Source organism: Candidatus Dormiibacterota bacterium (genome assembly GCA_036495095.1).
Lineage (GTDB): Bacteria > Chloroflexota > Dormibacteria > Aeolococcales > Aeolococcaceae > CF-96.
In genome coordinates, this window is record DASXNK010000048.1 from 1 (window position 1) to 22,051 (window position 22,051).

The 22,051-nt window shown below is 74.8% G+C and carries 25 protein-coding genes, 1 tRNA gene and 1 pseudogene; 10 read left to right on the forward strand and 17 right to left on the reverse strand.

Annotated features, from left to right (window positions below):
• Positions 1-127: 127 nt before the first annotated feature.
• The 7 genes and pseudogenes from rplA to VGL20_05370 all read right to left on the reverse strand — a co-directional run bounded on the left by rplA (position 128) and on the right by VGL20_05370 (position 3,161).
• Positions 128-838 (reverse strand): 50S ribosomal protein L1, encoded by a 711-nt coding sequence (gene rplA, locus VGL20_05340; GenBank protein ID HEY2703096.1) that lies wholly within the window; start codon positions 836-838, stop codon positions 128-130.
• A gap of 65 nt (positions 839-903) precedes the next feature.
• The gene (gene rplK / locus VGL20_05345) at positions 904-1,329 is read right to left on the reverse strand and encodes a 50S ribosomal protein L11 (GenBank protein HEY2703097.1); all 426 of its coding nucleotides are present in this window, start codon (positions 1,327-1,329) and stop codon (positions 904-906) included.
• Positions 1,330-1,345: 16 nt separating this feature from the next.
• Positions 1,346-1,909, reverse strand: coding sequence for a transcription termination/antitermination protein NusG (gene nusG, locus VGL20_05350; GenBank protein HEY2703098.1), 564 nt, complete (start codon positions 1,907-1,909; stop codon positions 1,346-1,348).
• Positions 1,910-1,914: 5 nt separating this feature from the next.
• Positions 1,915-2,187, reverse strand: a complete 273-nt coding sequence (secE, locus tag VGL20_05355; GenBank protein HEY2703099.1) for a preprotein translocase subunit SecE — start codon at positions 2,185-2,187, stop codon at positions 1,915-1,917.
• Positions 2,188-2,254: 67 nt separating this feature from the next.
• Positions 2,255-2,330: transfer RNA gene (locus VGL20_05360), tRNA-Trp, on the reverse strand.
• A gap of 44 nt (positions 2,331-2,374) precedes the next feature.
• Entirely contained in the window at positions 2,375-2,542 is a 168-nt protein-coding gene (gene rpmG / locus VGL20_05365) for a 50S ribosomal protein L33 (GenBank protein ID HEY2703100.1), read from the reverse strand.
• Between the two features lie 130 nt (positions 2,543-2,672).
• Positions 2,673-3,161 (reverse strand): annotated as a pseudogene (locus VGL20_05370) (carbonic anhydrase).
• A gap of 59 nt (positions 3,162-3,220) precedes the next feature.
• Here VGL20_05370 and VGL20_05375 point away from each other — a divergent pair.
• Entirely contained in the window at positions 3,221-3,874 is a 654-nt protein-coding gene (locus tag VGL20_05375; protein ID HEY2703101.1) for a maleylpyruvate isomerase N-terminal domain-containing protein, read from the forward strand.
• Here the strand turns inward: VGL20_05375 and VGL20_05380 are convergent.
• Both VGL20_05380 and VGL20_05385 read right to left on the reverse strand, forming a co-directional pair.
• Positions 3,867-4,625, reverse strand: coding sequence for an enoyl-CoA hydratase-related protein (locus VGL20_05380; protein HEY2703102.1), 759 nt, complete (start codon positions 4,623-4,625; stop codon positions 3,867-3,869). The two genes, VGL20_05375 and VGL20_05380, sit on opposite strands and share 8 nt — an antisense overlap.
• A complete protein-coding gene (locus tag VGL20_05385; GenBank protein ID HEY2703103.1) occupies positions 4,622-5,584 on the reverse strand; it encodes an LLM class flavin-dependent oxidoreductase in 963 nt (320 codons plus the stop codon). Before VGL20_05385 ends, VGL20_05380 begins: the two co-directional genes overlap by 4 nt.
• An 80-nt stretch (positions 5,585-5,664) precedes the next feature.
• On the opposite strand from VGL20_05385, the gene VGL20_05390 reads away from it, so the two are divergent.
• Positions 5,665-5,856, forward strand: a complete 192-nt coding sequence (locus VGL20_05390) for a hypothetical protein (protein HEY2703104.1) — start codon at positions 5,665-5,667, stop codon at positions 5,854-5,856.
• 13 nt (positions 5,857-5,869) lie between these two features.
• The gene (locus tag VGL20_05395; GenBank protein ID HEY2703105.1) at positions 5,870-6,652 is read left to right on the forward strand and encodes an MBL fold metallo-hydrolase; all 783 of its coding nucleotides are present in this window, start codon (positions 5,870-5,872) and stop codon (positions 6,650-6,652) included.
• A gap of 12 nt (positions 6,653-6,664) precedes the next feature.
• On the opposite strand, the gene VGL20_05400 is transcribed toward VGL20_05395, so the two are convergent.
• Positions 6,665-7,378, reverse strand: a complete 714-nt coding sequence (locus VGL20_05400) for a hypothetical protein (protein ID HEY2703106.1) — start codon at positions 7,376-7,378, stop codon at positions 6,665-6,667.
• A 176-nt stretch (positions 7,379-7,554) separates the two neighbouring features.
• Here VGL20_05400 and VGL20_05405 point away from each other — a divergent pair, with 176 nt between their 5' ends.
• Positions 7,555-7,884, forward strand: coding sequence for a zinc-ribbon domain containing protein (locus VGL20_05405; GenBank protein HEY2703107.1), 330 nt, complete (start codon positions 7,555-7,557; stop codon positions 7,882-7,884).
• 100 nt (positions 7,885-7,984) lie between these two features.
• Complete coding sequence (locus VGL20_05410) at positions 7,985-8,164, forward strand: hypothetical protein (GenBank protein ID HEY2703108.1); 180 nt, start codon at positions 7,985-7,987, stop codon at positions 8,162-8,164.
• A 10-nt stretch (positions 8,165-8,174) separates the two neighbouring features.
• Here VGL20_05410 and VGL20_05415 read toward each other — a convergent pair whose 3' ends face one another.
• The gene (locus VGL20_05415; protein ID HEY2703109.1) at positions 8,175-8,747 is read right to left on the reverse strand and encodes a ParB/RepB/Spo0J family partition protein; all 573 of its coding nucleotides are present in this window, start codon (positions 8,745-8,747) and stop codon (positions 8,175-8,177) included.
• 78 nt (positions 8,748-8,825) lie between these two features.
• The gene (locus tag VGL20_05420) at positions 8,826-9,659 is read right to left on the reverse strand and encodes a uroporphyrinogen-III synthase (protein HEY2703110.1); all 834 of its coding nucleotides are present in this window, start codon (positions 9,657-9,659) and stop codon (positions 8,826-8,828) included.
• Between the two features lie 255 nt (positions 9,660-9,914).
• Here VGL20_05420 and VGL20_05425 point away from each other — a divergent pair, with 255 nt between their 5' ends.
• Entirely contained in the window at positions 9,915-10,376 is a 462-nt protein-coding gene (locus tag VGL20_05425; protein HEY2703111.1) for a hypothetical protein, read from the forward strand.
• Between the two features lie 18 nt (positions 10,377-10,394).
• The gene (locus VGL20_05430; protein HEY2703112.1) at positions 10,395-10,994 is read left to right on the forward strand and encodes a YIP1 family protein; all 600 of its coding nucleotides are present in this window, start codon (positions 10,395-10,397) and stop codon (positions 10,992-10,994) included.
• 6 nt (positions 10,995-11,000) lie between these two features.
• Here VGL20_05430 and VGL20_05435 read toward each other — a convergent pair whose 3' ends face one another.
• Positions 11,001-14,609, reverse strand: coding sequence for an MMPL family transporter (locus tag VGL20_05435; GenBank protein ID HEY2703113.1), 3,609 nt, complete (start codon positions 14,607-14,609; stop codon positions 11,001-11,003).
• Positions 14,610-14,692: 83 nt separating this feature from the next.
• Between VGL20_05435 and VGL20_05440 the strand changes: the two genes are divergently transcribed.
• Together VGL20_05440 and VGL20_05445 are read left to right on the forward strand one after the other, a co-directional pair.
• On the forward strand, positions 14,693-15,619 hold the full coding sequence (locus VGL20_05440) for an alpha/beta fold hydrolase (protein ID HEY2703114.1): 927 nt from the start codon (positions 14,693-14,695) through the stop codon (positions 15,617-15,619).
• Between the two features lie 57 nt (positions 15,620-15,676).
• Positions 15,677-17,365 (forward strand): AMP-binding protein, encoded by a 1,689-nt coding sequence (locus VGL20_05445; GenBank protein ID HEY2703115.1) that lies wholly within the window; start codon positions 15,677-15,679, stop codon positions 17,363-17,365.
• On the opposite strand, the gene VGL20_05450 is transcribed toward VGL20_05445, so the two are convergent.
• From VGL20_05450 to VGL20_05460, 3 genes are read right to left on the reverse strand one after another with little or no spacing between them, the layout of a single operon-like run.
• Positions 17,362-17,790, reverse strand: coding sequence for an SCP2 sterol-binding domain-containing protein (locus tag VGL20_05450; GenBank protein HEY2703116.1), 429 nt, complete (start codon positions 17,788-17,790; stop codon positions 17,362-17,364). The genes VGL20_05445 and VGL20_05450 overlap by 4 nt on opposite strands.
• Positions 17,791-17,839: 49 nt before the next feature.
• Entirely contained in the window at positions 17,840-18,616 is a 777-nt protein-coding gene (locus VGL20_05455) for an SDR family NAD(P)-dependent oxidoreductase (protein ID HEY2703117.1), read from the reverse strand.
• On the reverse strand, positions 18,613-20,439 hold the full coding sequence (locus VGL20_05460; protein ID HEY2703118.1) for a hypothetical protein: 1,827 nt from the start codon (positions 20,437-20,439) through the stop codon (positions 18,613-18,615). The genes VGL20_05455 and VGL20_05460 overlap by 4 nt, the downstream gene beginning before the upstream one ends.
• Before the next feature lie 95 nt (positions 20,440-20,534).
• Here VGL20_05460 and VGL20_05465 point away from each other — a divergent pair, with 95 nt between their 5' ends.
• Positions 20,535-21,335, forward strand: a complete 801-nt coding sequence (locus VGL20_05465; GenBank protein ID HEY2703119.1) for an alpha/beta fold hydrolase — start codon at positions 20,535-20,537, stop codon at positions 21,333-21,335.
• Between the two features lie 32 nt (positions 21,336-21,367).
• On the opposite strand, the gene VGL20_05470 is transcribed toward VGL20_05465, so the two are convergent.
• Positions 21,368-21,820 (reverse strand): DUF1931 family protein, encoded by a 453-nt coding sequence (locus tag VGL20_05470; protein ID HEY2703120.1) that lies wholly within the window; start codon positions 21,818-21,820, stop codon positions 21,368-21,370.
• Positions 21,821-22,051 lie beyond the last annotated feature (231 nt).

A 22,051-nucleotide genomic window follows, 5' to 3' on the forward strand; every position in this document is an offset into this window, starting at 1 on the left:
GCCGACGCCACCCGCCTGCTCCGCGAGATCGACCCCGACACCGGCCCCCATCACGAGGCGTTCACCCGCCCCGGTCTCTGACGGGTCCCCCATGCCCACAGAGCCGTCGCCCCCCGGGGATGGGAGCCTATCCCACGGTGAGCCGCGCGGCCTGCTGCGCGTCGACCTTGACCCCCGGGCCCATCGTCGAGGTGAGCGTCACCGTCTTCACGTAGGTGCCCTTGGCCGCCGCCGGCTTCGCCTTGACGATCGCCTCCATCAGGGTGGCGAAGTTGTCGCGCAGCTTGGAGTCGTCGAACGACACCTTGCCGACGGGCACGTGGACGATGCCGAAGCGGTCGACGCGGAACTCGACGCGGCCGCCCTGGACGTCACGCACCGCCTTGGCGATGTCGAAGGTGACCGTCCCCGACTTCGGGTTGGGCATCATCCCGCGGGGGCCGAGGATCTTTCCGAGCCGGCCCACCTGACCCATGATGTCCGGGGTGGCGAGGGCGACGTCGAAGTCGATCTCCCCCGCCTGCACCTTCTTGACCAGGTCCTCGCCGCCGACGATGTCGGCGCCGGCCTCGAGCGCCTCGCGCATCTTGTCGCCCATGGCGAACACGGCGATGCGCCGCTGCCGGCCGGTGCCGTGGGGCAGGAGCGCGCTGCTGCGCACCATCTGGTCGGCGTGACGCGGGTCGACGCCGAGGCGGACGTGCGCCTCGACGGTGGCGTCGAACTTGACCGGCGAGGTCTGGCGCACCAGGGTGACCGCATCCTGGGGGTCGTAGAGGCGGTGCGCCTCGATCTGGCTGGCGGCCTCGCGGTACTTCTTTCCGTAGCTGTGTGGCATCTGACGGCTCTCCGGGTGGTGATGGCGGGCCGCTCGGTGGCGGCCCTCCCACTGATGGATCGGTTCTAGACGACGACCAGGCCCATCGACCGGGCGGTGCCCTCGATGACGCGCATCGCCGACTCGATCTCGAAGGCGTTGAGGTCCTTCATCTTGAGCTCGGCGATCTCGCGCACCTGGTCGCGGGTGACGGTCCCCACCTTGTCGCGGTTCGGCTTGGCCGACCCCTTGTCGACCCCGGCGGCCTGCTTGAGCAGGTCGTAGGCCGGGGGCGTCTTGGTGATGAAGGTGAAGGTGCGGTCCTCGTAGACGGTGATCTCCGCGGGGATCACCGTGCCCGCCTGGGCCGCGGTGCGCTCGTTGTAGGTGCGGCAGAACTCCATGATGTTCAGGCCGTGAGGGCCGAGCGCGGTGCCCACCGGGGGCGCCGGTGTGGCCTTGCCCGCGACGATCTGCAGGCGGATGACGGTCTTGACCTTCTTCTTTCCCATGGGACTCCTGGAATCTCTACCGCAGGCGCTCGACCTGGAGAAGGTCGAGCTCAACCGGCGTCTCGCGCCCGAACATGTTGACCAGCACCTTGAGCTTGCCCTTGGACGGGTCGATCTCCACCACCTTCCCGTGGAAGTCGGTGAAGGGCCCGTCGACGACGCGCACGTTCTCGCCGGTCTGGTACTCGACGGTGACCTTCTGGGCCACCGCCTCCTTGGTCTTGATGATGCTCCGGATCTCGTGCTCCTGGAGCGGCACCGGCTTGTTCCCCGAGCCCACGAACGAGGTGACCCCGGGGGTGTTGCGGACCACGTACCAGGACTCGTCGGACATCACCATGTTGACCAGGATGTAGCCGGGGAAGATGCGCCGTGCGACCTTCCTCCGCTGCCCGTCCTTGATCTCGATGACCTCCTCGGTGGGGACGAGGACGTCGAAGATCTTGTCCGACATGTCCATCGACTCCACGCGCTTGAGGAGGTTTGCCCGAACCTTCTCCTCGTGACCGGAGTAGGCGTGCACCACGTACCACTTGGCTTCGGTGGGCGGGGTGCGTGTCTCTGCAGCGATCTCGGCCATATCTTTCACTTGCCCACGGCGTGGGTTACGTACAGCTGCTTCACGGCGAGCGAGAGGAGGAAGTCGGCGAACCCGATGATCCCCGCGAAGATGATCACCGTGGCGATCACCACCTGGGTCATCCGGATCAGCTCGCCGCGCGACGGCCACGAGACCTTGCGCAGCTCGAGATAGACCTCCCTGAGGTAGTTACCGCCGCGCTCCGGCTTGGGCGGGGCGGCTCCTCCGCCGCGCGGTCCACCCGGTGGCTTGGGGGTGGCCGCCTTGGCCTTGGCCACGTCTGTCCTCCGACGCTGAAAATGGCGCTACCGACTGCTCAGCCGGTGCGGAATATGAAAGTTGAGATGGCAGGGGCGACACGACTCGAACGTGCGACCTGCGGTTTTGGAGACCGCTGCTCTACCAACTGAGCTACACCCCTGTGTTGGGATAGGGAAGAGCCGGACCCGAATGGCGGCCCTTTGGCTACTTCGTCTCCCGGTGCGCCGTGTGGGTGCGGCACCGGCTGCAGAACTTGCGCAGCTCCATGCGATCCGGATCGTTTCTCTTGTTCTTCTGTGTCGTGTAGTTGCGTTCCTTGCAGGTTGGACACTGCAAGGTCACCGTCATCACGCCACCCTTACCCGCAGCCATCGTTGTGCCTCGACAAAAATAAAACCTAGCGGCGGCTAGGTGCGCGACGGAGTGTACCAGAGGGCGGACGGGGGGTCAAACCCTCCGTGGTGCCGTCACCCCGCCGGATCAGTGTGACCTCGTCGCCCACCGCCGAAACCTCGCGCAGCAGCCCGGTGTCCACCTCGTAGACGAAGCCGCGGACACTCTCCTTGCGGGGGACGAAGGGACTGGCCTCGATGCGGGCGATCGACTGGCGGACCTCCTCCTCCAGATCGGTGAAGGCCTCCAGGGCGAACCCCGGCCTCACCCCCGTCTCCGCCTGGACCTGCGCCTTCACCGCGTCGTCGGTGAAGGTGAGCATGCCGCAGCCGGTGTGGTGGAGGAGGATGACCTCCTCGGTGCCGAGCAGCCGCTGGGAGACCAGCAGCGAGCGGATCACGTCCTCGGTGACCGCCCCGCCGGCGTTGCGGATGACGTGGGCCTCCCCCTCGCGGAGCCCGAGGATCGCGTAGACGTCCATCCGGGCGTCCATGCAGGCGACCACCGCGACCCTCCGCTCGGCGGTGGCAGGGGGCCGGCTCGCGAAGGCCTCCGCGAAGGCGCGGTTGTTGTCGAGCAGGCGGTCGGTGACGCTCATCCTCTCCGTACGATATCCGCCCGCCCCATCACCGGGGCGGGCCGAGGAGGATCCGACCGATGGCCGCGCTGACATCGCCCGAGGTGCGCGCCGCGTTCCTCGACACCGCCGAGGCCGCGTGCGCCGTGCTCGCGCTGCCGGAGGTGGCCCGGCGGTGGGACGAGCCCAGCGCCCTGCGCCTGCTCTCGGTGCGGGGGCTCGCCGGCCACCTGCTCCGCGGCGCCGGCACCGTGGACGTCTACCTCGACCGCCCCGAGCCCGGCGGCGAGCCGATCACCGCCGCCGCCTACTACGCCCGCGCCCTGCCCGAGGGCGCGGACCTCTCCTCCCCGGTCCACACCGCCATCCGCGAGCGCGGCGAGGAGCAGGCGGCGGAGGGCCCGGAGCGGGTGGCGGCGGCGGCGGCCGAGGCCTGCGCACGGCTGCGCGAACGGCTGGCGCGGGAGCCCGAGGGGCGGCTGGTGAGCGTCTACCAGGGGGTGGTCATCCGCCTCGACGAGTACCTGCTGACCCGGCTCGTCGAGCTCACCCTGCACATCGACGACCTCTGCGTCAGCGTCGGCGTGCCCACCCCGGAGCTGCCCGCGGCGGCCGGGACGGCGGCGATCGGCACCCTGGTGGAGGTGGCCCGGCTGCGCCACGGCGACACCGCCGTGCTCCGCGCCCTCGCCCGCCGCGAGCGCGACGGCGGCGGCGCGCTGCGGGTCATGTAGGACCCGGCCGCTCTCCACAGAGGCGCTGCGGCACCCCGGTGGCGAAGGCGCGTCCCAGCACCCCGATGCTGCGATCGATCGCCTCGTCGAGGCCGAGGTTGAGCCACTCCTCGATCAGCGCCTTCTGCGTCGCCACCGCCGCCGGGTCGTTGACCGCCACCCGGGCGACCAGCGCCGCGGCGGCGTCGACCAGCTCCTCGGGGTCGTCGACGAGCACCGTCACCAGCCCCCAGTCGAGGGCGCGGCGGGCGTCGAGGCGGTCGCCGGTGAGCAGCAGCTCGCGGGCGCGGCCGAGGCCGACGTGGTGGACGAGGAGGGCGGCGTCGATCACCGAGGGCATCCCCACCCGCACCTCGGGGAGGGCGAACCAGGCCTCCGCGCTGGCGACCCGCAGGTCGGCGGCCATCGCGAGCTCGAAGGCGCCGCCGATGCAGCCGCCCTGGACCGCCGCCACCACCAGCCGCGGGCCGCGCCGGGCAGTGGCGCAGAGGTCCCGAAGCGCCGTGATCAGCCCGAGGATCTCCGCCTCCCCCGCCGCCGCCATGGCGGCGAGGTCGACGCCCGCGGAGAAGTGGGGGCCGCGGCCGAGCAGGACGACCCCGTCGAGGCCCGGCGCGGTCATCGCCGCCTCCAGGACCTCGCGCAGCCCGGTGATCATCGCCACGCTCAGGGCGTTGCGCCGCCGCGGGCGGTCGAGCCAGACCAGCCGCAGCCGGCCCCGATCCTCGACGGCAAGTCCCTCGGCGGTCACGGCAGCAGGCTCCGCACCGCCGCCAGCGGCTCGAGCTGGGCGAGGGGGTCGGGGCCGGCGGGATGGAGGACGAAGCCGTCGACCCCGGCGGCGCGATGGGCGGCGAGGCCCTCGGCGACGGTGGCGGCGTCACCGATCAGGCACCAGCGCTCCAGCCGCTCCAGCGGCAGCCCGTACTGGCCGCGGGTGAGGGCGTCGACCTCGGCCCGGGCCCGAGCGCGGTCGCCGGCGACGTTGACGAAGACCATCAGCAGCGTCTGGGGGGCGGGCCGGCCGGCGGCGGCGGCGAGCCCGGCGATCCGCTCCCGGCCCGCGGCCACCCGCTCGGGGCTGAGCCAGACCGCCAGCCAGGCGTCGGCCACCCGCGCCGCCCGTGCCTGGGCGGCCTCGGAGCGGCCGCCGACCACCAGCGGCAGCCGCCGCCCGGGCACCGGCTCGAGCCCAGGGCTGCGCAGCGGGAGCAGGGGGCCGGGGTGGACGACGGGGCCGCCCTCGAGCAGCCTGCCGACGATCTCCAGGGCCTCGTCGACGCGCCGGCCGCGCTCCCGCAGCGGCACCCCGGCGGCCTCGAACTCGGCCGGGTTCTCGCCGCCGGCGCCGACACCGAGGACGATCCGCCCGGGGGCGAGGGCGTCGAGGGTGGCGAGCTGCTTGGCCACCCACACCGGCGAGCGCAACGCCAGCAGCATCACCCCGAAGCCGAGCCGCAGCGTGCGGGTGCGGGCGGCGGCGGCGGCGAGCGCGGCGAAGGGCTCGAGCACCGGGGCGTGGTACTGGAGGTGGTCGCCGGCCCAGCCGGAGTCGAAGCCGAGCTCCTCGGCGCGCTCCGCCGCCTCGAGCAGCGGCCAGCCACCCTGGCGGTAGGGGTCGAACGTGGGCAGCATCAGGCCGAAGCCGGCGAGGCTGCGGGAGAGGTCGCCGGACGCTGCCGGGGTGCCGGTCGTGGGGGTGGATCTCACGCGTTTGATGGTGGCAAGTGGGGGAACACTCGTGCCGTCCGCCATCCGGGCGGGTGTTTTCAGATACAGGGATGACGACCATGGCATCGGGCTACAACCCCACCCCCTCCACCAGCGGTCTCGCGGCACACGCCGGCGGGCTTCCCGCCGAGTGGAAGTGGGCTGCGCTCTTCGTGCCGCCTGCCGGCTTCGAGCCGGAGTGGCGTGCCTGGCTGGCCCAGGCGCAGAAGGCGGAGCAGCAGTCCACCCTCGCCTACTGGGCGAACCGTTAGAGATACTCCGGTCATGCTCGTCGGCGACCTGCGCATCGACCCGGTCGCCGACGGGATGGCGCGGGTGGCGCCGTCGGAGGCCTACGCCGGCACCGGCGACGACGCCTGGGCGCCGCACCGCGAGTTCCTCGCCGGCGACGGCATGCTGGAGCTCGAGCTCGGCGGCTTCCTCGTCCGCGGCGGCGGCCACACCGTCCTCGTCGACTGCGGGCTGGGCCCGCTGAGCCGCGGGGGCTTCGAGGGCGGGCGGCTGCTCGACAGCCTGGCGGCGCTCGGCGTCGCCGCGGCGGACGTGACCGACCTGGTCTTCACCCACCTCCACTTCGACCACGTCGGCTGGGCCACCCAGAAGGGCGCGGTGGTCTTCGTCAACGCCGTCCCCCGCTGCGACCGGCGTGACTGGGCCCACTTCGTCACCGGCCCCGACGGCGGCGCCGCGCGCAAGCTCACCCCCCTCGCAGACCGGGTCGCCTTCTGGGAGGCGGGCTCCACCGTGCTCCCCGGCATCGACGTGCTCCACGCCCCCGGTCACACCCCGGGCAGCAGCATCGTGGTGGTCTCCTCCGGCACCGAGCGCGCGCTGCTGCTCGGCGACGTGGTGCACTGCCCGGTCGAGCTCGTCGACGACGAGTGGGCGGGGATGGGCGACGTCGACCCCGCGCTGGCGCAGCGCACCCGCGCCGCGCTGATCCGCGAGATCGAGGGCGGGGACGTGCCGGTGGCGGCGGCCCACTTCCCCGGGCTGCGCTTCGGCCGCCTGCTCCGCGGCGAGGGCCGGCGGCGCTGGCAGTTCTAGGCGCGGAGAGCCCTACGCGGTCCTGGCGTTGGGGTCGGTGGGATCGGGCGGCGGGGTGATCGTCACCGGGGTGTCGAAGCGGTCGTAGTCGACCTGCGCCGAGATCGCCACCGCGCCGGGCTGGTGGCCGCAGTCGGCGCTGCCACCGTCGGTCTGCGGCCCGGTCTGCACCATCCGCACCAGGCGGACGGGCGCGTCGACGGTCAGGTAGCTGTTCTGCGGCGCAGCGCCGGCGCCGTGGCCGTCGTCGACCACGGTGGCCACCAGGCGCCCGCCGATCCGGGTCTGCGGCCCCAGGTGCAGAGCGCCGTGCTCGCGGGCGTTGCACTCCGCCTCCCGCTGCATGGTGAGGGCAATGGCGCCGCGCGCCTCGTCGGGCGACAGCACCACCCAGTCGGGTCCGTGGGAGCCGCCGCGCTGGTAGGCGTGGCCGCCGGCGACGATCTCCTCGACGCCGACGCCCTGGGAGCGGGCGACCAGGTGCGCGGTGGTCTGGGTGGCGGTGACCTCGATGCTCACCGAGGTGCCGTCGTTGAAGGCGACCGTGCCGGTGTAGTGCTCGCTCCGCGCCGCCCGCAGCGCCGCCAGGTAGTCGTTGTACAGGCGGTCGGCGGAGGACGTCGAAGGGGCGGGCGGCGACGGCTTCGCGACCGGCGGGGAGCCGCAGCCGGACAGGCCGAGCAGCACCGCCAGCAGCGCCGGCAGCGCCCGTGTTCTCCGGGTCATCGTCGTCCCCGCGCGCTCTCGAAACGGCACCGCGAACCCAGGATAGCCCGCCTCCGCCACCAGGACCACAGACCGGTGACACGGAGATCGCCACCGCCCCCATGAGGGGTGATACCGTCCCGGGCATCAGTTCGGTCCCGGCGGCCTCGTGACGCGCCGGATGGAGGTCTTGGCGCGTGTCGGTCGATCAGACGCTCAAGTGCCGCGAGTGCGGCATCGATTTCGTGTGGACTGCGGGCGAGCAGGAGTTCTACGCCTCCCGCGGTCTCACCAACCCCCCCTCCCGCTGTCCCGACTGCCGGGCCGCACGGAAGGCCGCCTCGGGCTCGGCGGGCGGCGGCATGAACCGCGGCGGTGGTGGCGGCGGCGGCGGCGGTTTCCGCCCCGCGCGTGAGATGCACGAGGTGGTGTGCGCCGGCTGCGGAGGGATCGCCAAGGTGCCGTTCCTGCCCCGCGGCGACCGTCCCGTGTACTGCTCGGACTGCTTCCGTGGGGGCACCCGCTGACCGAGGCGCAGCCTCTTCAGGTTGAAACCCGGCGGTGCGCATGCAATCATGCGGGCGACTGCGTTCCACTCGACGTCCACGCCTGGGAGCCTGAGCCCACATGTCCATGATGGTCGCGGCCCTTCAGACCGCCCAGATCAACCTCACCACCGAGACGGTGGCGGCCGGCCTCGCCGGCGGCCTCGCGGGGGTGGTGATGACCAAGATGCCGATGTGGACCTCCGCCGGCATCGGCGCCGCCCTCGGCCTGGGCCTCTACGTCCTCGGCTGCCGGCTCTGAGCCCGCACCGCTAGCGGCCGGAGCGTCGCGAGAGGCGCAGCCGGCCGCGGCGGGGCTGCTCGGCGTCGCCCGCCGCCGCGCCCCAGGCCCACGCCGGCGCCGGGCCCTCGCGCTCGGTGCGAGGCCGCCCGGTCAGCTCGACCTCGGCGCCGGCGCGGGGCAGCGACTCGGCGAGCAGCTCGGCGTCGTCGTCGGTCACCCCGGCGGCGACCAGCTGCCCGCGGAGCCGCTCCGCCTCGTCGGGGCTGATCCCCGATCGGGTGAGCGCCGCCCAGGCGCCGCCGACCAGGGCCTCGACGTCGCCGAGCGCGCGCACCATCACCGGCACCGTGGCGCGGCCCGCCTCGCGCGCCGCCTGCAGCCGCCGGGCCCCGCTCACCAGCTGGTAGCCGCCCTCGGAATGGGCGCGCACCACCAGCGGGACGAGCACGCCCCGGCTGCGCACGCTGGCGAGGAGCATCCGGTAGGCGGGGTCACCGCCGTCGGCATGGTCGCGCCATCCGCGGCCGCGGATGCGGTCGACCTCGACCTCGTCGATCGCCGGCGCCGCGGTGGCGTCCTGGTCGCGCTCGGGCTCGGGCATCACCGACCTCTCAGGCTCTCCGCGGGCGCATCGACACCCGTGGTCACTGGAACGGCGGGGTGGCGCCGCGCGTTTCGCCTACCGGGGACCGGCGGCGCGTGCGGCGGCGACATGCTCGCACAGGGCGCGCACCAGCGGCACCATCTTCGGACGCACCGGCTCGATGCGCACCGGCACGCCGCGGGCCCGCAGTGCGGCGGCGCACACCGGGCCGACCGCGGCCACCTCGGTGTTCGACGCCAGCCAGCCGGCGAGCCGGTCGTCGACGCCCTCGACCTCGGCGACGTGGAAGAGGTTGTCGACCTGCGAGGCGCTGGTGAACACGGTGAGGTCGAGCTCGCCGGCCTCGAGGCGCACCAGGAAGCTGCGGATCGGTCCGGTGTCGTGGGGCAGGCGCCACTGGTAGGTGCTGATCTCCACCAGCTCGGCGCCGCGCCCGCGGAGCAGCGCGGCGAGGTCGGCGTTGGGCGAGCCGTAGTGCTGGAGCATCACCCGCCGGCCGCCCAGGTCGTCCTCGACCAGGTCGACCACCTCGGCGGTGGTGTGGGGCTCGGGGGTGCGGCGGTCGACGCGGACGTGGTTCCGCAGCAGCACCGCCAGCGGCTTGGGGCCGCGGGCCAGCACCACCGCGGCGGCGAGGCGCTCGAGCACGGCCTCGACGAGGCCGGCCGCGGTGGCGGCGGCCAGCAGCCGGTCGGTGCCCACCCCGGTCTGGAAGATCGCCAGGTCGAGGGGCGCACCCGCCACCTCCCGGAGGGCCGCAGCCAGCGGGGCCACGTCCTCGACCGCCGCCTCGCGCAGACAGGGCGCGGCGACGGGGACGCCGCCGTGGCGTTCCACCAGAGCCGCCAGCTCGGCGGCGTGGCGGGTCTGCATCAGCGCGACGACGCGTCCGTCGAGGTGCGGCTCCATACCGCCCTGATGCTAGGGGGGCCCCGGGCCACAGGCATGCGACGCCACGCCCTATGGCAGCGGCCCGCGCCTTGGACAGCCCGCCGCGCCCCTGGGAGAGGGTGCCGGCAAGCGCGTACACTGCCCCGGGCTGGCGGTGGTGCAGTGGAGCAGCGACCGGGCATGAGTAGCTTGCTCATCAGGCTGGGCGGGGTGAGCGCAGGCGGCTCCGCCGCCGGAGTGAGGGGGGGACACCCCCCTGGAAGGATGAGCTGGGTGGTGGTCGCGGGCGGTGCGGCGATGCTGGTCGCGTGCGGCGGCGGCCAGACCCGCAGCAGCGGCGCCGACTATGCGAGCGCGGTCAACGGGATCTGCGCGCAGCTCGCCAGCGACCTGCAGTCGTCGGGGCCGTTGCCGAAGAGCTTCCGTGACCCCGCGGTGCGGCCGCGGCCGCAGGACCTCCCGGCCGCCGCCGTCTTCCTCGACCGCAACGTCGCCATCCTCCGGACCGCCTCGACGCGCCTTCACCAGGTGCCCGTCCCCGAGGACGAGCGCGACCTCGCCCGGCAGTGGCTCGGCGCCCTCGACACCTTCATCGCCGACCTCGCCGGGGCCGGCGACGCCGCCCGCCGGGCCGACACCCAGGCCTTCACCACCGCCGCATTCGAGACCGCCCCGCAGGCGGCCTCCGACCGTGACACGCTCGGCGCCAGGCTCGGCGTCAACGGCTGCGGCTGAGATCGCCGAGGCCCTCCGGTGCTGATCGGTGACGTCGCCGGGATGGCGGTGCGTCCCTGGCGGCGGGCGCCGCTGCTCGCCGGGGGCAGGCCGCTGGCGGCCGCGGTGGCGCTGGTGGTGGGCACCGGGCTGGTGTCCCTGGGCCTCTCGCTCGCCGCGATCGCGGTCGAGCCGGGGAACTCCGGCCAGCGCGCCGCCGACGTCGGCGCGTCGCTGACGCTGCCCCTGCTCTTCGTCGGCTTCTGGCTCATCGACGCCCTGGTGGTCGACGCCGTCGCCCAGCTGATGGGCCGGCCGTCGCGGCGGCGTCTCTATCTCGCGGTGAGCGCCTACGCCTGGCCGGTGCTCGCCGTCTTCGGGATGGTGCGCCTGCTCCAGGCCGGCGTCGACCGTGCCGCGGGAGCGCCCGCGAGCACCGGCGGGATCGTCCTCGGCTTCCTCAACTACGCGCTGCTGGCCTGGTTCCTGGTGCTGATCACCACCGCGGTGCAGGCGGTGTACGAGCTGCCCGCGCAGAGCGCCCTGACCGCGGCGCTGTCGCCGCTCGCGGTGGTGGCGGTGATGATCATGGCGCTGGTCGTCGTCGGCACCCTGCTCCACGCCGTCGGGGTGGGCTGAGCCCGGCTACTCGGAGGCCTCCTCGGGCTCGGGCTCCTCGCCGGCGGGCCGGCGCCGGCCCCGCCCCGAGACCCCGGGCAGCCGCGGCGGCTCCGGCTCCGGCGGCGGGGGTGCGGCCGGAGGCTCGGTGCCCGAGGGCGGCCGCCGCCGTCCCGAGATCGAGGGCAGGCGGGCGCCGGGGGCGCCGGCGGCCGGGGCCTCCTCGGGGGCGGGTGCGGGCTCCGACCACTCCTCGGGCGGCGGCGGCGCGGTGACCGGTGACGAGGGCGGCGACGGGGGCGGCGGCGCGTCGAGCGCCGGCGCCGGGGCGGCCGGCGCCGGCGCGGGCAGCGCCGGGGCGGCCAGCGGCCGGCGGATCTCGAGAGCGACCGCCAGGGGCAGCATCACCGCCACCACCGCGACCACCGCCAGGGCGAGCTCGAGCACAACGGCGAGGCCGAAGTCGGCGATCAGCGGGATGCTGCCCGGGAGCAGCCCGCTGAGCGCCAGCACCGCGAAGCCGGCCCCCAGGGTGAGCGCCGAGACCCCGATCGCCCGCCCCACCCCGCTCAGCGCGGTCGCGGCCGCCGCGGCGGGCTCGAGCCCGTTCCAGCGCTCCTCGTGGAACCGCTCCATCAGCACCACGCCGAACTCGGTGCCGAGGGCGACGACGAGCGCGCCGAGCACCACGGTGAGCGGGTTCAGCGAGCCGAGGGTGGCGCCGGCGTCGCCGGGGAGGCGGCCGAGCAGGCGCACCACCAGCGGCGCCCACCCCGCCGCGAGCGCGGTCGGCAGCACCGGGAGCAGCGCTCGCCGGGGCTGGCGGAGCAGGGCCAGCAGCAGCAGCGCAACGGCGGCGACGGGGACGAGGTTGAGCAGCAGCGCCCGCGAGGTGAGGGTGTCGTACGCCTGCACCGCCAGCGCGGTCAGCCCCGCCGGCTCGGCGGTGGAGAGCTCCCCGGGGCGGGAGCGGGCGATGTCGGTGCGCACCTGGTCGACCAGCCGGGCCAGGTCGGCGGCGTTGGTGATCCGGGTGGCCATCACGATCCGCGCCGAGCGCGGGTCGACCGCCGCCGGAGCGCCGTTCGCCCGGGTGTCGTTGGCCAGCGGGGTGAAGGTGATCGGGTCGACGGCGGGGCAGGGAGGGGTGTCGAGGGGAATCCCGCCCACCAGGCTGCGGCTGACCGGCGCGAGCAGGCGCAGCTGGCAGATCACCGAGGTCTGAGGCGTCCCCGCGCCGGCGGCCGGAGCGGGCGCCGCGGCGGTGGGCGCAGGGCTGGGCGCGGCCGTCGCCGGCGCCGGGGAGGCGGGTGCGGCGGTGGCCGATCCGGCCGCCCGCACCACGTCGCCGGCGGGCAGCGCCCCGGTGCCGCTGGGCGCGGGGGCCGCCCGGGTCGAGGGCGAGGGCGACGCGCCCGGCGAGGGCGAGGGCGCCGCCGGCACCGCGGCGCAGGGCTGCTGGCTCGCCGCCTGTGCGGTGCCCGAGCTGGCGCCGACGATGTCCTGGATCGAGGTGACCTGGGCGACCCCGCCCCCGTAGCGGCAGCGCAGGTCGCGCGACGCCTGGAGCTGGTAGAGCAGCGCGGTCTGCGAGGTCACCTGGCCCTCGAGGAAGATGTCCACCTCGTTGGCGTAGCCGGTCTGGGCGCGCACCCGCTGCAGGTCGCTCAGCTCCTGGAGCGACGGCGCCAGCAGCCGCTCGGCCGAGGTCTGTACCGGCGTCGAGCCCAGCAGCGCCCAGCCGGCGAGGGCGAGCACCGCCGCGGGGATCAGCACCACCGGCCAGCGCGCCGCCAGCGCCAGGGTGCGGGTGGCGGGCCGGGGCGGCGCCGCCGGCAGGGACGGCGAGGGGCGGCCCCGCTCCGCCCAGGCGGCCGCGGGCAGGGCGATCAGCAGGGCCGCCAGCCAGGCGGCGGCCACCCCGCCCAGCACCACGAGGGCGAACTCGGCGACCAGCGGCACCGCCACCAGCGGGCCGGCGTCGACGCCGGCGAGGAGGGCGAGGACGCCGAGGCCGCCGGCCATCGCCAGCGCCGCGACCAGGGTGGCGTGGCCGCTGCTGGTGAGGGTGGCGCGCAGCGCCGCCTCGAGGTCGAGCCCCCGGCCACGCTCCTCGGTGAAGCGGGAGAGCAGCTGGACGGCGTAGTCGACCCCGAGGCCGACGAGCACGGGCACGCCGGCGAGCACCGCGGGAGTGAGCGGGGTGCCGGTGGCGAGGGTGAGCCCGAAGGTGAGCAGCGCCGCCGCCACCGCGGCGGGGATCGCCCACAGCCGGCCCCGCACCCGGCGGGCGCCGAGCAGGAGCAGGAGCATGACCAGCAGCGCCACCGGGAAGAGCACGGCGAGCTGGTGGGTGATCGAGGTCGCCACTCCACGGGCGAGCAGCGGCGCCCCGGCGAGGGTGACGCCGAGGTAGGGGCAGCCGGTCACCTGCGGCTGCCGGTCGGGGCTGGCACCACACTCCGTCGGCAGCAGCCTGCCCACCTGCTGGAGCGCCTGGATCCGGGCCGCGGTGGGCCTGGTGCTGGTGCAGTGCTGGCCGCCGCTGTCGAGATCGGCGCGGATGCAGCTGCGCACCGCCTCCACCGCCTTCGGGTCGGCGGCGGCGGCGCGGGTGAGCCGGACGGTGATCACCGCGTACGAGGGCTGCCCCGGCGTCGGCGCCGGGAGCATCGCCGCCCACTGCACCTTCGGCGGGCAGAAGGGCTGCACCGCACCGGCGGGCGCGGCCTTGAACTGGGCCACGGTGGGACAGCTGGGGAGGTCGAGCAGGAGGCGGGCGAGGAAGCTCTGGCAGCTGGGGGTGTGGCCGAGCGCCTGGGCGGTGGCCTGGTAGCAGTCGCCGTAGGCGGCGGCGATGGTCACGAAGGCCTGGTGGGCGGCGTCGCCGCCGGCGGGCGCGCCCGCCGCGGAGCTGCCGCCGCCGGAGAGGTACTGGGCGAAGGTCGGGGGGACGGGGACCGCCGCCGCCGCCTCCTGGGCCGCCTTCTCGCCGGCGTCGACGATGCGGGCGGTGGGCGCCTGGGCGGCGGGCGAGGCGTTGAACGCGGTGCGGGCGGTGTCGGCGGCGCCGGCCGCCTTCACCAGGTCGCTGACCAGCTCGGCGAGGGCGAGGGTGGCCGCCTGGCGGGCGTCGGACTCGAACTTCTGCAGGGTTGCGGCGTCGATCTTCGACGGGTCGCCGCCGGCCCCCGACACCAGCGCCAGCAGGGCCCGGTCGTAGACGTACTGGTTGTACTGCTGGACGGTCTTCTGGATCTGGTTCTGAGCGGCGCGCTGGGCCGCCTCGACCACCGTCCCGGGGCCGAGGACCGAGGCGACGCCGGAGTTCCTGGCGATGTCGCTCTCCAGCGCCACCAGCTTGAGGAGGTTGTTCTGCTCGACGTAGAAGGCCCCGGGCTGCCGGGCGGAGAGCACCAGCACCATCGGGTCGGCGCCGAACTGGTCGGTGAAGCGGTCGTTCACCTGCTGCGCCGCCGAGCTGCGGCCCACCAGCAGGGCGGAGCCGGCGTCGACCGACCAGCGCGCGAACCCGGCGGCCCCAAGCAGGCAGACCAGCACGGCGAGGGCCGCGATTCTCCCCGGCCGCCGCGCCATCGGCCCGGCAAGGCGCGCCAGCAGGAGACGGGGTTGCATCACGGGGCGGGAGTCTAGGGGGATCGCCGAAACCGTGGATCACCCGTTGAACTCGACATCTGTGCATGTTACGTTCTTCGGTGATGGATGACCCGCTGTCGATCGCCGCGGCCGAGCGGCACCCGGTCGACGCCGCCGGGGTGCGGCTCGCCGCGGTCGAGCTCGGCGACCGCTCGGCGCCGGCGGTGCTCCTCCTCCACGGGTACCCCGACACCAAGGAGGTCTGGGAGGAGGTCGCCCGCCGCCTCGCCGGGCGCTTCCACGTGATCGCCTACGACATGCGCGGCGCCGGCGAGTCGAGCGCCCCCGGCCGGACCGCCGGCTACGACCTCGAGCTCCTCGTCGACGACTGCGCCGCGGTGCTCGACGCCGTGGTGCCGGGCCGGTCGGTGCACCTGGTGGGGCACGACTGGGGCTCGATCGCCGGCTGGGCGATGGCCACCGCGGAGCGGATGCGCGGACGGCTGCGCTCGTTCACCTCGATCAGCGGTCCCTCCCTCGACCACAGCGCCCACTGGATGCGGCGGCGGCTGCGCCGGCCCACCCCGCGGGCGCTCGCCGCCCTCGCCGGGCAGGCCCGCCGCTCCTGGTACATCGCCGCGTTCCAGGCCCCCCTGCTCCCCGAGCTGGCCTGGCGCACGGTGCTGGCGCGCCGCTGGGCGGGCTTCCTGCGCCGGGTCGAGCAGGTGCCGCCGAGCCACCGCCATCCCGCCCCGACCCTGGCCGCGGACGCCGCCCACGGGGTCGGCCTCTACCGCCGCAACATGCGACCGTGGCGGCGCCGTCCCCGCCCCGACGCGTTCGCCCACGCGCCCGTGCAGCTGGTGGTGGCACACCGCGACCACTACGTCTCCCCCCGGCTCTTCGACGACCTCGATCGCTGGGCCACGGTGCTGCGGCGGCGCGGCGTCGATGCCGGCCACTGGCTGCCGCTGACCCACCCGGCGGAGCTGGCCGGCTGGATCGGGGAGTTCGTCGACGAGGTCGAGGCCGGGATCCGAGAGCGGTGAGCTCAGTCGACCTCAGGCCACGATCCGCGGTCACACAGGCGCATGATCCTCTGCGAGATGGACAGCGAGGAGCCCGGGGGCAGGGGGCGGCAGCGCTCGCTTCCCGGCGCCGGTGCGATCTCCTGGCTGCTCCGCCCCGACCGCCCGGTGCGCGCCGCCGCCGCCCAGCTCGACGCGGTGCGGGTGCTCACCGAGGCGGGCGTGCTGCGGCCGTCGCGGCCCGACCGGCTCGTCGCCGCGCTGCTCTCGCTGGTGCGCTGGGGGTTCACCCCCGCCGCCGGCTACGCCACCGCGGCGGCCAGGTATCCCGACGAGCCCGCGATCGTCGACGACAACGGCACCGTCACCTTCGCCGAGCTCGACCGGCGGACGAGCGCGATCGCCCACGGCCTCCACGAGGCGGGCGTCGGCGAGGGTGACCGGGTGGCGGTGCTCTGCCGCAACCACCGCGGGTTCGTCGAGGCGATCGTGGCAATCTCCAAGCTCGGCGCCGACGGGGTGCTGCTGAACACCGGCTTCGCCGGCCCCCAGCTCGCCGGGGTGATCCGCGGCGAGAGGGCGCGGGTCGTGATCCACGACCAGGAGTTCACCGAGCTGCTCCGCGAGGGCGCCCGGCGCCGCCGCCGGTTCATCGCCTGGCACGACACCGAGCCGCCCCGGAGCACGCCGACGCTCGACCGCCTCGCCGAGCGCCACCGGGGCGAGACCGTGGCGCCGCCCTCGCGGCCGGGCCGCTTCACCCTGCTCACCTCGGGCACGACCGGCGCTCCCAGGGGCGCGTCGCGGGGCGCCGCCGGGGGGATCGACCCCGCCATCGCCATCCTGTCGCGCATCCCCCTGCGCGCCCGGCAGACCACGGTGATCGCGGCGCCGCTCTTCCACACCTGGGGGTTCGCCAACCTGCTCCTGGGCACGCTGCTCGCCTCGACGGTGGTGCTGCAGCGCCGCTTCGATCCCGCCGCCACCCTGGCGGCGCTCGCGCAGCACCGCGCCCACGCGCTGGTCGCGGTGCCGGTGATGCTCCAGCGCATCCTCGACCTGCCCGACCACCTCCGCGCCAGCCGCCGGCCGGCGTCGCTGCGGGTGGTGGCGGTGAGCGGCTCGGCGCTGCCCGGCCCCCTGGCGCTGCGGTTCATGGACGAGTTCGGCGACGTCCTCCACAACCTCTACGGATCCACCGAGGTGGCCTGGGCGGCGATCGCCACCCCCACCGAGCTCCGCTCCCACCCCGGCACCGCCGGCCGGCCGCCCCGGGGGACGATCGTGAGGATCCTCGACGAGCACGGCCACGAGCTCCCCCCTGAGCACGTCGGCCGCATCTTCGTCGGCAACAGCATGGTCTTCGAGGGCTACACCAGCGGCGCCGACAAGGAGCGCCTCGGCTCCCTGGTCAGCACCGGCGACGTCGGCCGGTTCACCGAGGACGGCCTGCTCCTCGTCGAGGGACGCGACGACGACATGATCATCTCCGGCGGCGAGAACGTCTTCCCCGCGGAGGTGGAGGAGACGCTCCTCGCTCACCCGGCGGTCGCCGACTGCGCGGTCGTCGGCGTCCCCGACGACCAGTTCGGCCAGCGCCTCGCCGCCTACGTGGTCCGTCGCGACGGCACCCCGCTCGACGCCGCCACGGTGCGCTCCCACGTCCGCGACCACCTCGCCCGCCACAAGGTCCCCCGCGACGTCACCTTCGTCGACTCGCTGCCCCGCAACGCCACCGGGAAGGTGGTGAGGAGAGAGCTCGGCTAGTACGAGCGGTCGAACCAGTTCTGCATCTGCTGGGCGAGCATCATGTCGCCGCGCATCTTCAGGTCGCCACTCATGAAGGCGGCCACCGGCTCGATGGCTCCGGTCACCATGCGCATGAACGTGGGGAGCGCGATCTCGGCGGTCACCTGGGCGGTGCGGCCGGTGCCCGGAGACGCGGTGCAGGCGCCGTCGTGGATGCTCAGCTGCCAGGCCCGCACCGAGCCGTCGCGGAGGCGAACGTCGTACTGCATCACCGCGGTGCGCCCGGGCGCCCGGAAGGGGAGGAAGCGCCGGGCCATCTCCTCGAAGACCTGGGTGAGAGCGGTGTCCACCCCCAGCAGGGTGAGCTGGTCCTCGAGGGTGGCGTCGTCGACGCTGGCGATGTGGGCGGCGACCTCCGCCGGGCTGGGCTGATCGGGGTCCATCGCGGCTACCTCGTGGTGTGGTGGTGCTGGCAGGGGAGGACGCGACGGATCACCGGAGGAAGGTGGGCTGGATGCCGCCCCGGCGCCGCCGCGCCTCGAACCTGCGGGCCACCACCGCCTCGACCAGCCGGGGGAGGTGGCGGGCCACCGCGAGCGAGAGCGCGGTGGTGCGGCTGGTGGAGAGCTCGCGGGGGCGGTGGCTGCAGGCCCGCACCAGCGCCGCCGCCGCCTGCTCGACGGGGTCGGCGTTGACCAGGCCCTCGAGGGCGATGCCCTGCGCCGCCGGGCCCTCGTGGATGGCGGTGCGGACGTAGCCCGGGTACACCGTGGTGACGGTCACCCGGCCACGGTACTCCAGGCGCACCGAGTCCGAGTACGCGGCGAGGCCGCGCTTGCTCGCCGAGTAGGCGGCGGCGTACGGCATGGCGACGATCGCCAGCCCGGAGGCCACGTTGACGATGTGGCCGCGGCTGCGGAGCAGGTGCGGCAGCGCCGCGGCGGTGGTGATCCAGGCGCCGAGCAGGTTGATCTCCAGGGTGGCGCGGGCCTGGGCGTCAGGGGGGGCGCCGGCGTCCTGGGCGGTGCCGATCCCGGCGTTGTTGACCAGAACGTCGATGCCGCCGAGCCGGCGGGCGGCCTCGGCGACCGCCGCCTGCATCGCCTCCTGGTCGCGCACGTCCGCCGCGATCAGGTCGCCGCCGCCGTGCAGGTCGATGCCGCAGACCTGGGCCCCGCGGGCACCCAGCGCCGCCGCGGTTGCCGAGCCGATGCCGCCGCCGGCGCCGGTCATCACCACCCGCAGGCCGGCGATATCGCGGCGGCTCACGATGCCGCCCCCGTGCCCACCAGCCCGCGGCGCGACCGGGGCGCGGCGGGGCGCCCGGGCCGTCCCCCCGAGCGCGCCAGCGAGACCGCCCCGGCGACCAGCACCGCCAGCCAGCCCGCGGTCACCAGGCCGAGGCAGCTGTAGGCGACCACCGCGGGCCAGACCGCGCCGCCGTGGGCCTCGCGCAGGAACATCTGCGAGGCGGGGACGAACGCCTCGGTGCGCTCCGCCTGCAGCGGGATCGCCGCCTGCCCGTACGCGGGGTCGGAGGGCATCGCCACCGGCGCGGCGATCAGCAGCGCGCCCTTGCCGAGCAGCAGGATGGTCTTCCAGGTGCCGCCGGTGGGCGCCGGCGACTCGGTCCGCCAGCGACCCGGCGCGACCTCGACCAGCGGCGAGGTGTGCATGCCGCCTCCCTGCCAGGCGTTGACCCAGAAGAGATCGGCACCCCGTGCCGCCGCCGTCGGGGCGACGTCGACCTCGACGGCCACGTCCTGGTGGAGGGAGGCGCCGCCGAACCGGTCGAGCGCGGGCCGGGGCGCGCCCACCGGGGTGGTGTGCACCACCGCCGTGACCGGCGCGGACTCGCGGGGCAGGGGCACGGCGAGCAGCCCGATCGCGCAGACGCCGGCGAGCGCCGCGACCCGCGCGCCCACCAGCGGGCGGCGCCAGGCGGTGGCGCCGGCGAGGGCGGCGCCGAGCACCGCGCCCGCCACCGAGATCAGCGCCGCCGCCCAGATGCCGTGGAGCATCTGCGGCTGCCAGGGCTCGCGGCCCCAGAGGTGGCTGAAGCCCCACTCGGTGGCCAGCCCCACCGTGCCGGCGAGGGCCCCCGCGGTGAGCGCCGAGGTCAGCGCCGTACGGCCGGAGGTGAGCAGGTAGCCGCCCTCGACGCAGAGGGCGATGCCCAGGTAGAGGGGGAAGTGAGGCACCACGTGGCCGAGGCCGGGGCCGACCAGCAGCGCCACGACCCCGCGGAGGACGAGGAAGCTCACGGTGACGCGCACCGCCGCCCAGGGGCCGAGGGCGACCCGGGCGGCGACCATCGGCAGGGTGGCGCCGAGGCCGATGATCACCGGCTGGTAGAGCGCCTGCCACTGGGGCACGCCGTCGTCGAACTCCAGCTGCATGGCGCTGAAGGCGATCAGCAGCCCGGCCGCGGCGGCGAACCAGAGGTTCTCGCGCACCCGGGGACGGCCGGCGTGGCGCCCGGCCTCGCCGAGCAGCAGCCACACCGCCACCGGCGAGAGCACCGCGGAGCCGATCATCAGCAGGTGGGTGGGTCCCCACATGGTCACGTCGACCCCGTAGCTGGCATGCCACAGGTCGTCGAGGGGGAAGCCGGAGAGCCCGCCGGCGCCGATGGCGAGCAGCGCGGCGGCGCCGCGGGGGATGCGCAGACGCCGCAGCGACCAGGCGGTGGCGGCGCCGTCGAGGGTGGCCATCAGGACGCTCACCGCGCCGGCGGCGCCGAGACCGCCGAGGCCGGCGAGGATGAGCACGTGCGCGGGGGTGAGGAGCTGGTTGTCGCGGCCCAGGTCGATGTGCCAGGCGACGTCCCAGAAGAACCCGAGCCCCGCGGAGAGCAGCGCCCAGCCGTGGAGGAGCACGCCGGCGGCGCACCAGCCGGGCAGCCCGGTGACGCGCTGCAGCGAGGACGAGGCGCGCTCCAGCCAGGAGAGCGGGGCGCGGTGCCGGCCGGGCTCGCCGGTGGCGACCAGCCATCCGGACACGGCCAGCAGGAGCCCGACCACGCCCACCACCCACAGCCACTCGGCCGGGGTGGTGTGGCCGATCGGCTCGGCGGTCAGCGTCGGGATCATGGCGAGCTCCTCCAGGACCGGGGGCGTCGGCTTATCTCGTCATGTTATGATGTCACATGTAAATCAGTCAAGGTCACCTGTCAGGATGGAGGGCGATGAGCCGGACCGGCACCTTTCTCCACCGCGGGCACCGGCTCGCGTACACCGTCCACGGCGACCGCGGGCGCACCTGCCTGCTGATGCACGGCCTGCTGCTCTCGCAGCGGATGCACCTCCACCTCGCCACCGCGCTCGCCGAGCGGGGCCACCGTGTGGTCACCCTCGACCTCCTCGGCCACGGCCTGTCCGACCGTCCCACCGACATGGCGAGCTACTCGATGCCGCTGTTCGCCGGCCAGGCCGTGGCGCTGCTCGACCACCTCGGTGTCGAGCGTGCGGTGGTCGGCGGCACCTCGCTCGGCGCCAACGTCACCCTGGAGGTGGCCGCACAGTTCCCGTCGCGCGTGCAGGGCATGGTCGTCGAGATGCCGGTGCTCGACCACGCCCTCCCCGCCGGGGCGGCGGTGTTCACCCCGATCATGCTGGCGCTCACCCTGGGCCGCCCGGCGATGTCGATGGTCTCCCTGCTCACCCGGATGGTGCCGAGCGCGCTGGTGCCCTTCTGGGTCGACGTCGCCCTCGACATGGTCCGGCAGGACCCGGGCCCGAGCGGTGCGGTGATCCAGGGCATCCTCTTCGACCGGGTCGCCCCTCCCGGCTCGGTGCGCCGCACCCTCGAGGCGCCGGCGCTGATCATCGGCCACCACCGCGACCCCATCCACGTCTTCTCCGACGCCGACATGCTCGCCGCCGAGCTGCCCAACGCACGGCTGGTGGAGGCGAGCACCCTGCTGGAGATGCGGCTGGCTCCGGCCCGGCTCACCGCCGAGATCACCGCCTTCGTCGACGGCTGCTGAGCGCGATCCCCCCGGGTGAACCCGGTTCCCGGTCAGAGCAGCAGGTCGAAGACCCGGAGGGCGCGCTCCCAGTCCTCAGACGAGGGGTTGCGGATCGCCCCGTCGATGATGGTGAAGGCGTGTGCCAGGGCGACGGAGAGCCCGCCGGCGACACTGGGGATCCGCGCCTCGGTCTCGCCGGAGAGGCTGAGGTCGAGCGGCGGCAGCGTGGCCAGCTGCTCGAGGATCGGCTTGAGCTCGATCTCCGGATCGACCCGCCTCTCGAACTCGTGGATGCACTGCTGCAGGCCCTTGGTGATCGGCAGGTCGTGCGGCTGGACGATGTCCCGGCCGTTCGCCGTCGCCTTCGCCTCGCCGACCACGATGAGGTCGTACAGCTTGCGGCCGACGAACTCGTTGTAGCGCTTGAGGTCGTTCCGGTCGACGTCCAGGTCGGCGACGGTGCGGAAGAAGCGCTCGAACTTGGTGACGCCCATCACTGGCATGTGCTCGCCCTCGGTGCACGTGATCTGCCGGCAGGCTTCCCCGCTGCGGCCCTGGTCACTCGCGGTCCGCACGGCGGCGGCCGGGCGACCCGGGTGTGGCGCCTCGGCGAGGAGCCCCTCGCCGCGCCCGATCACCCAGGGGCGGGCTCCGGCGCCTCGACCCGCAGCGCGGCGGGGGCGCCGGCGGGGACCGCGGGCCGGCGGGGCGCGACCGCGGCGACCCGGCGGTAG

Excerpts from the sequence above, each read along its gene's own strand:
- rplA (HEY2703096.1), bottom strand. The coding sequence starts at position 838 with ATGCCACACAGCTACGGAAAGAAGTACCGCGAGGCCGCCAGCCAGATC.
- rplK (HEY2703097.1), bottom strand. The coding sequence starts at position 1,329 with ATGGGAAAGAAGAAGGTCAAGACCGTCATCCGCCTGCAGATCGTCGCG.
- nusG (HEY2703098.1), bottom strand. The coding sequence starts at position 1,909 with ATGGCCGAGATCGCTGCAGAGACACGCACCCCGCCCACCGAAGCCAAG.
- rpmG (HEY2703100.1), bottom strand. The coding sequence starts at position 2,542 with ATGGCTGCGGGTAAGGGTGGCGTGATGACGGTGACCTTGCAGTGTCCA.
- VGL20_05375 (HEY2703101.1), top strand. The coding sequence starts at position 3,221 with ATGGCCGCGCTGACATCGCCCGAGGTGCGCGCCGCGTTCCTCGACACC.
- VGL20_05390 (HEY2703104.1), top strand. The coding sequence starts at position 5,665 with ATGGCATCGGGCTACAACCCCACCCCCTCCACCAGCGGTCTCGCGGCA.
- VGL20_05395 (HEY2703105.1), top strand. The coding sequence starts at position 5,870 with ATGCTCGTCGGCGACCTGCGCATCGACCCGGTCGCCGACGGGATGGCG.
- VGL20_05400 (HEY2703106.1), bottom strand. The coding sequence starts at position 7,378 with ATGACCCGGAGAACACGGGCGCTGCCGGCGCTGCTGGCGGTGCTGCTC.
- VGL20_05410 (HEY2703108.1), top strand. The coding sequence starts at position 7,985 with ATGTCCATGATGGTCGCGGCCCTTCAGACCGCCCAGATCAACCTCACC.
- VGL20_05415 (HEY2703109.1), bottom strand. The coding sequence starts at position 8,747 with ATGCCCGAGCCCGAGCGCGACCAGGACGCCACCGCGGCGCCGGCGATC.
- VGL20_05420 (HEY2703110.1), bottom strand. The coding sequence starts at position 9,659 with ATGGAGCCGCACCTCGACGGACGCGTCGTCGCGCTGATGCAGACCCGC.
- VGL20_05435 (HEY2703113.1), bottom strand. The coding sequence starts at position 14,609 with ATGCAACCCCGTCTCCTGCTGGCGCGCCTTGCCGGGCCGATGGCGCGG.
- VGL20_05440 (HEY2703114.1), top strand. The coding sequence starts at position 14,693 with ATGGATGACCCGCTGTCGATCGCCGCGGCCGAGCGGCACCCGGTCGAC.
- VGL20_05445 (HEY2703115.1), top strand. The coding sequence starts at position 15,677 with ATGGACAGCGAGGAGCCCGGGGGCAGGGGGCGGCAGCGCTCGCTTCCC.
- VGL20_05450 (HEY2703116.1), bottom strand. The coding sequence starts at position 17,790 with ATGGACCCCGATCAGCCCAGCCCGGCGGAGGTCGCCGCCCACATCGCC.
- VGL20_05460 (HEY2703118.1), bottom strand. The coding sequence starts at position 20,439 with ATGATCCCGACGCTGACCGCCGAGCCGATCGGCCACACCACCCCGGCC.
- VGL20_05465 (HEY2703119.1), top strand. The coding sequence starts at position 20,535 with ATGAGCCGGACCGGCACCTTTCTCCACCGCGGGCACCGGCTCGCGTAC.
- VGL20_05470 (HEY2703120.1), bottom strand. The coding sequence starts at position 21,820 with ATGCCAGTGATGGGCGTCACCAAGTTCGAGCGCTTCTTCCGCACCGTC.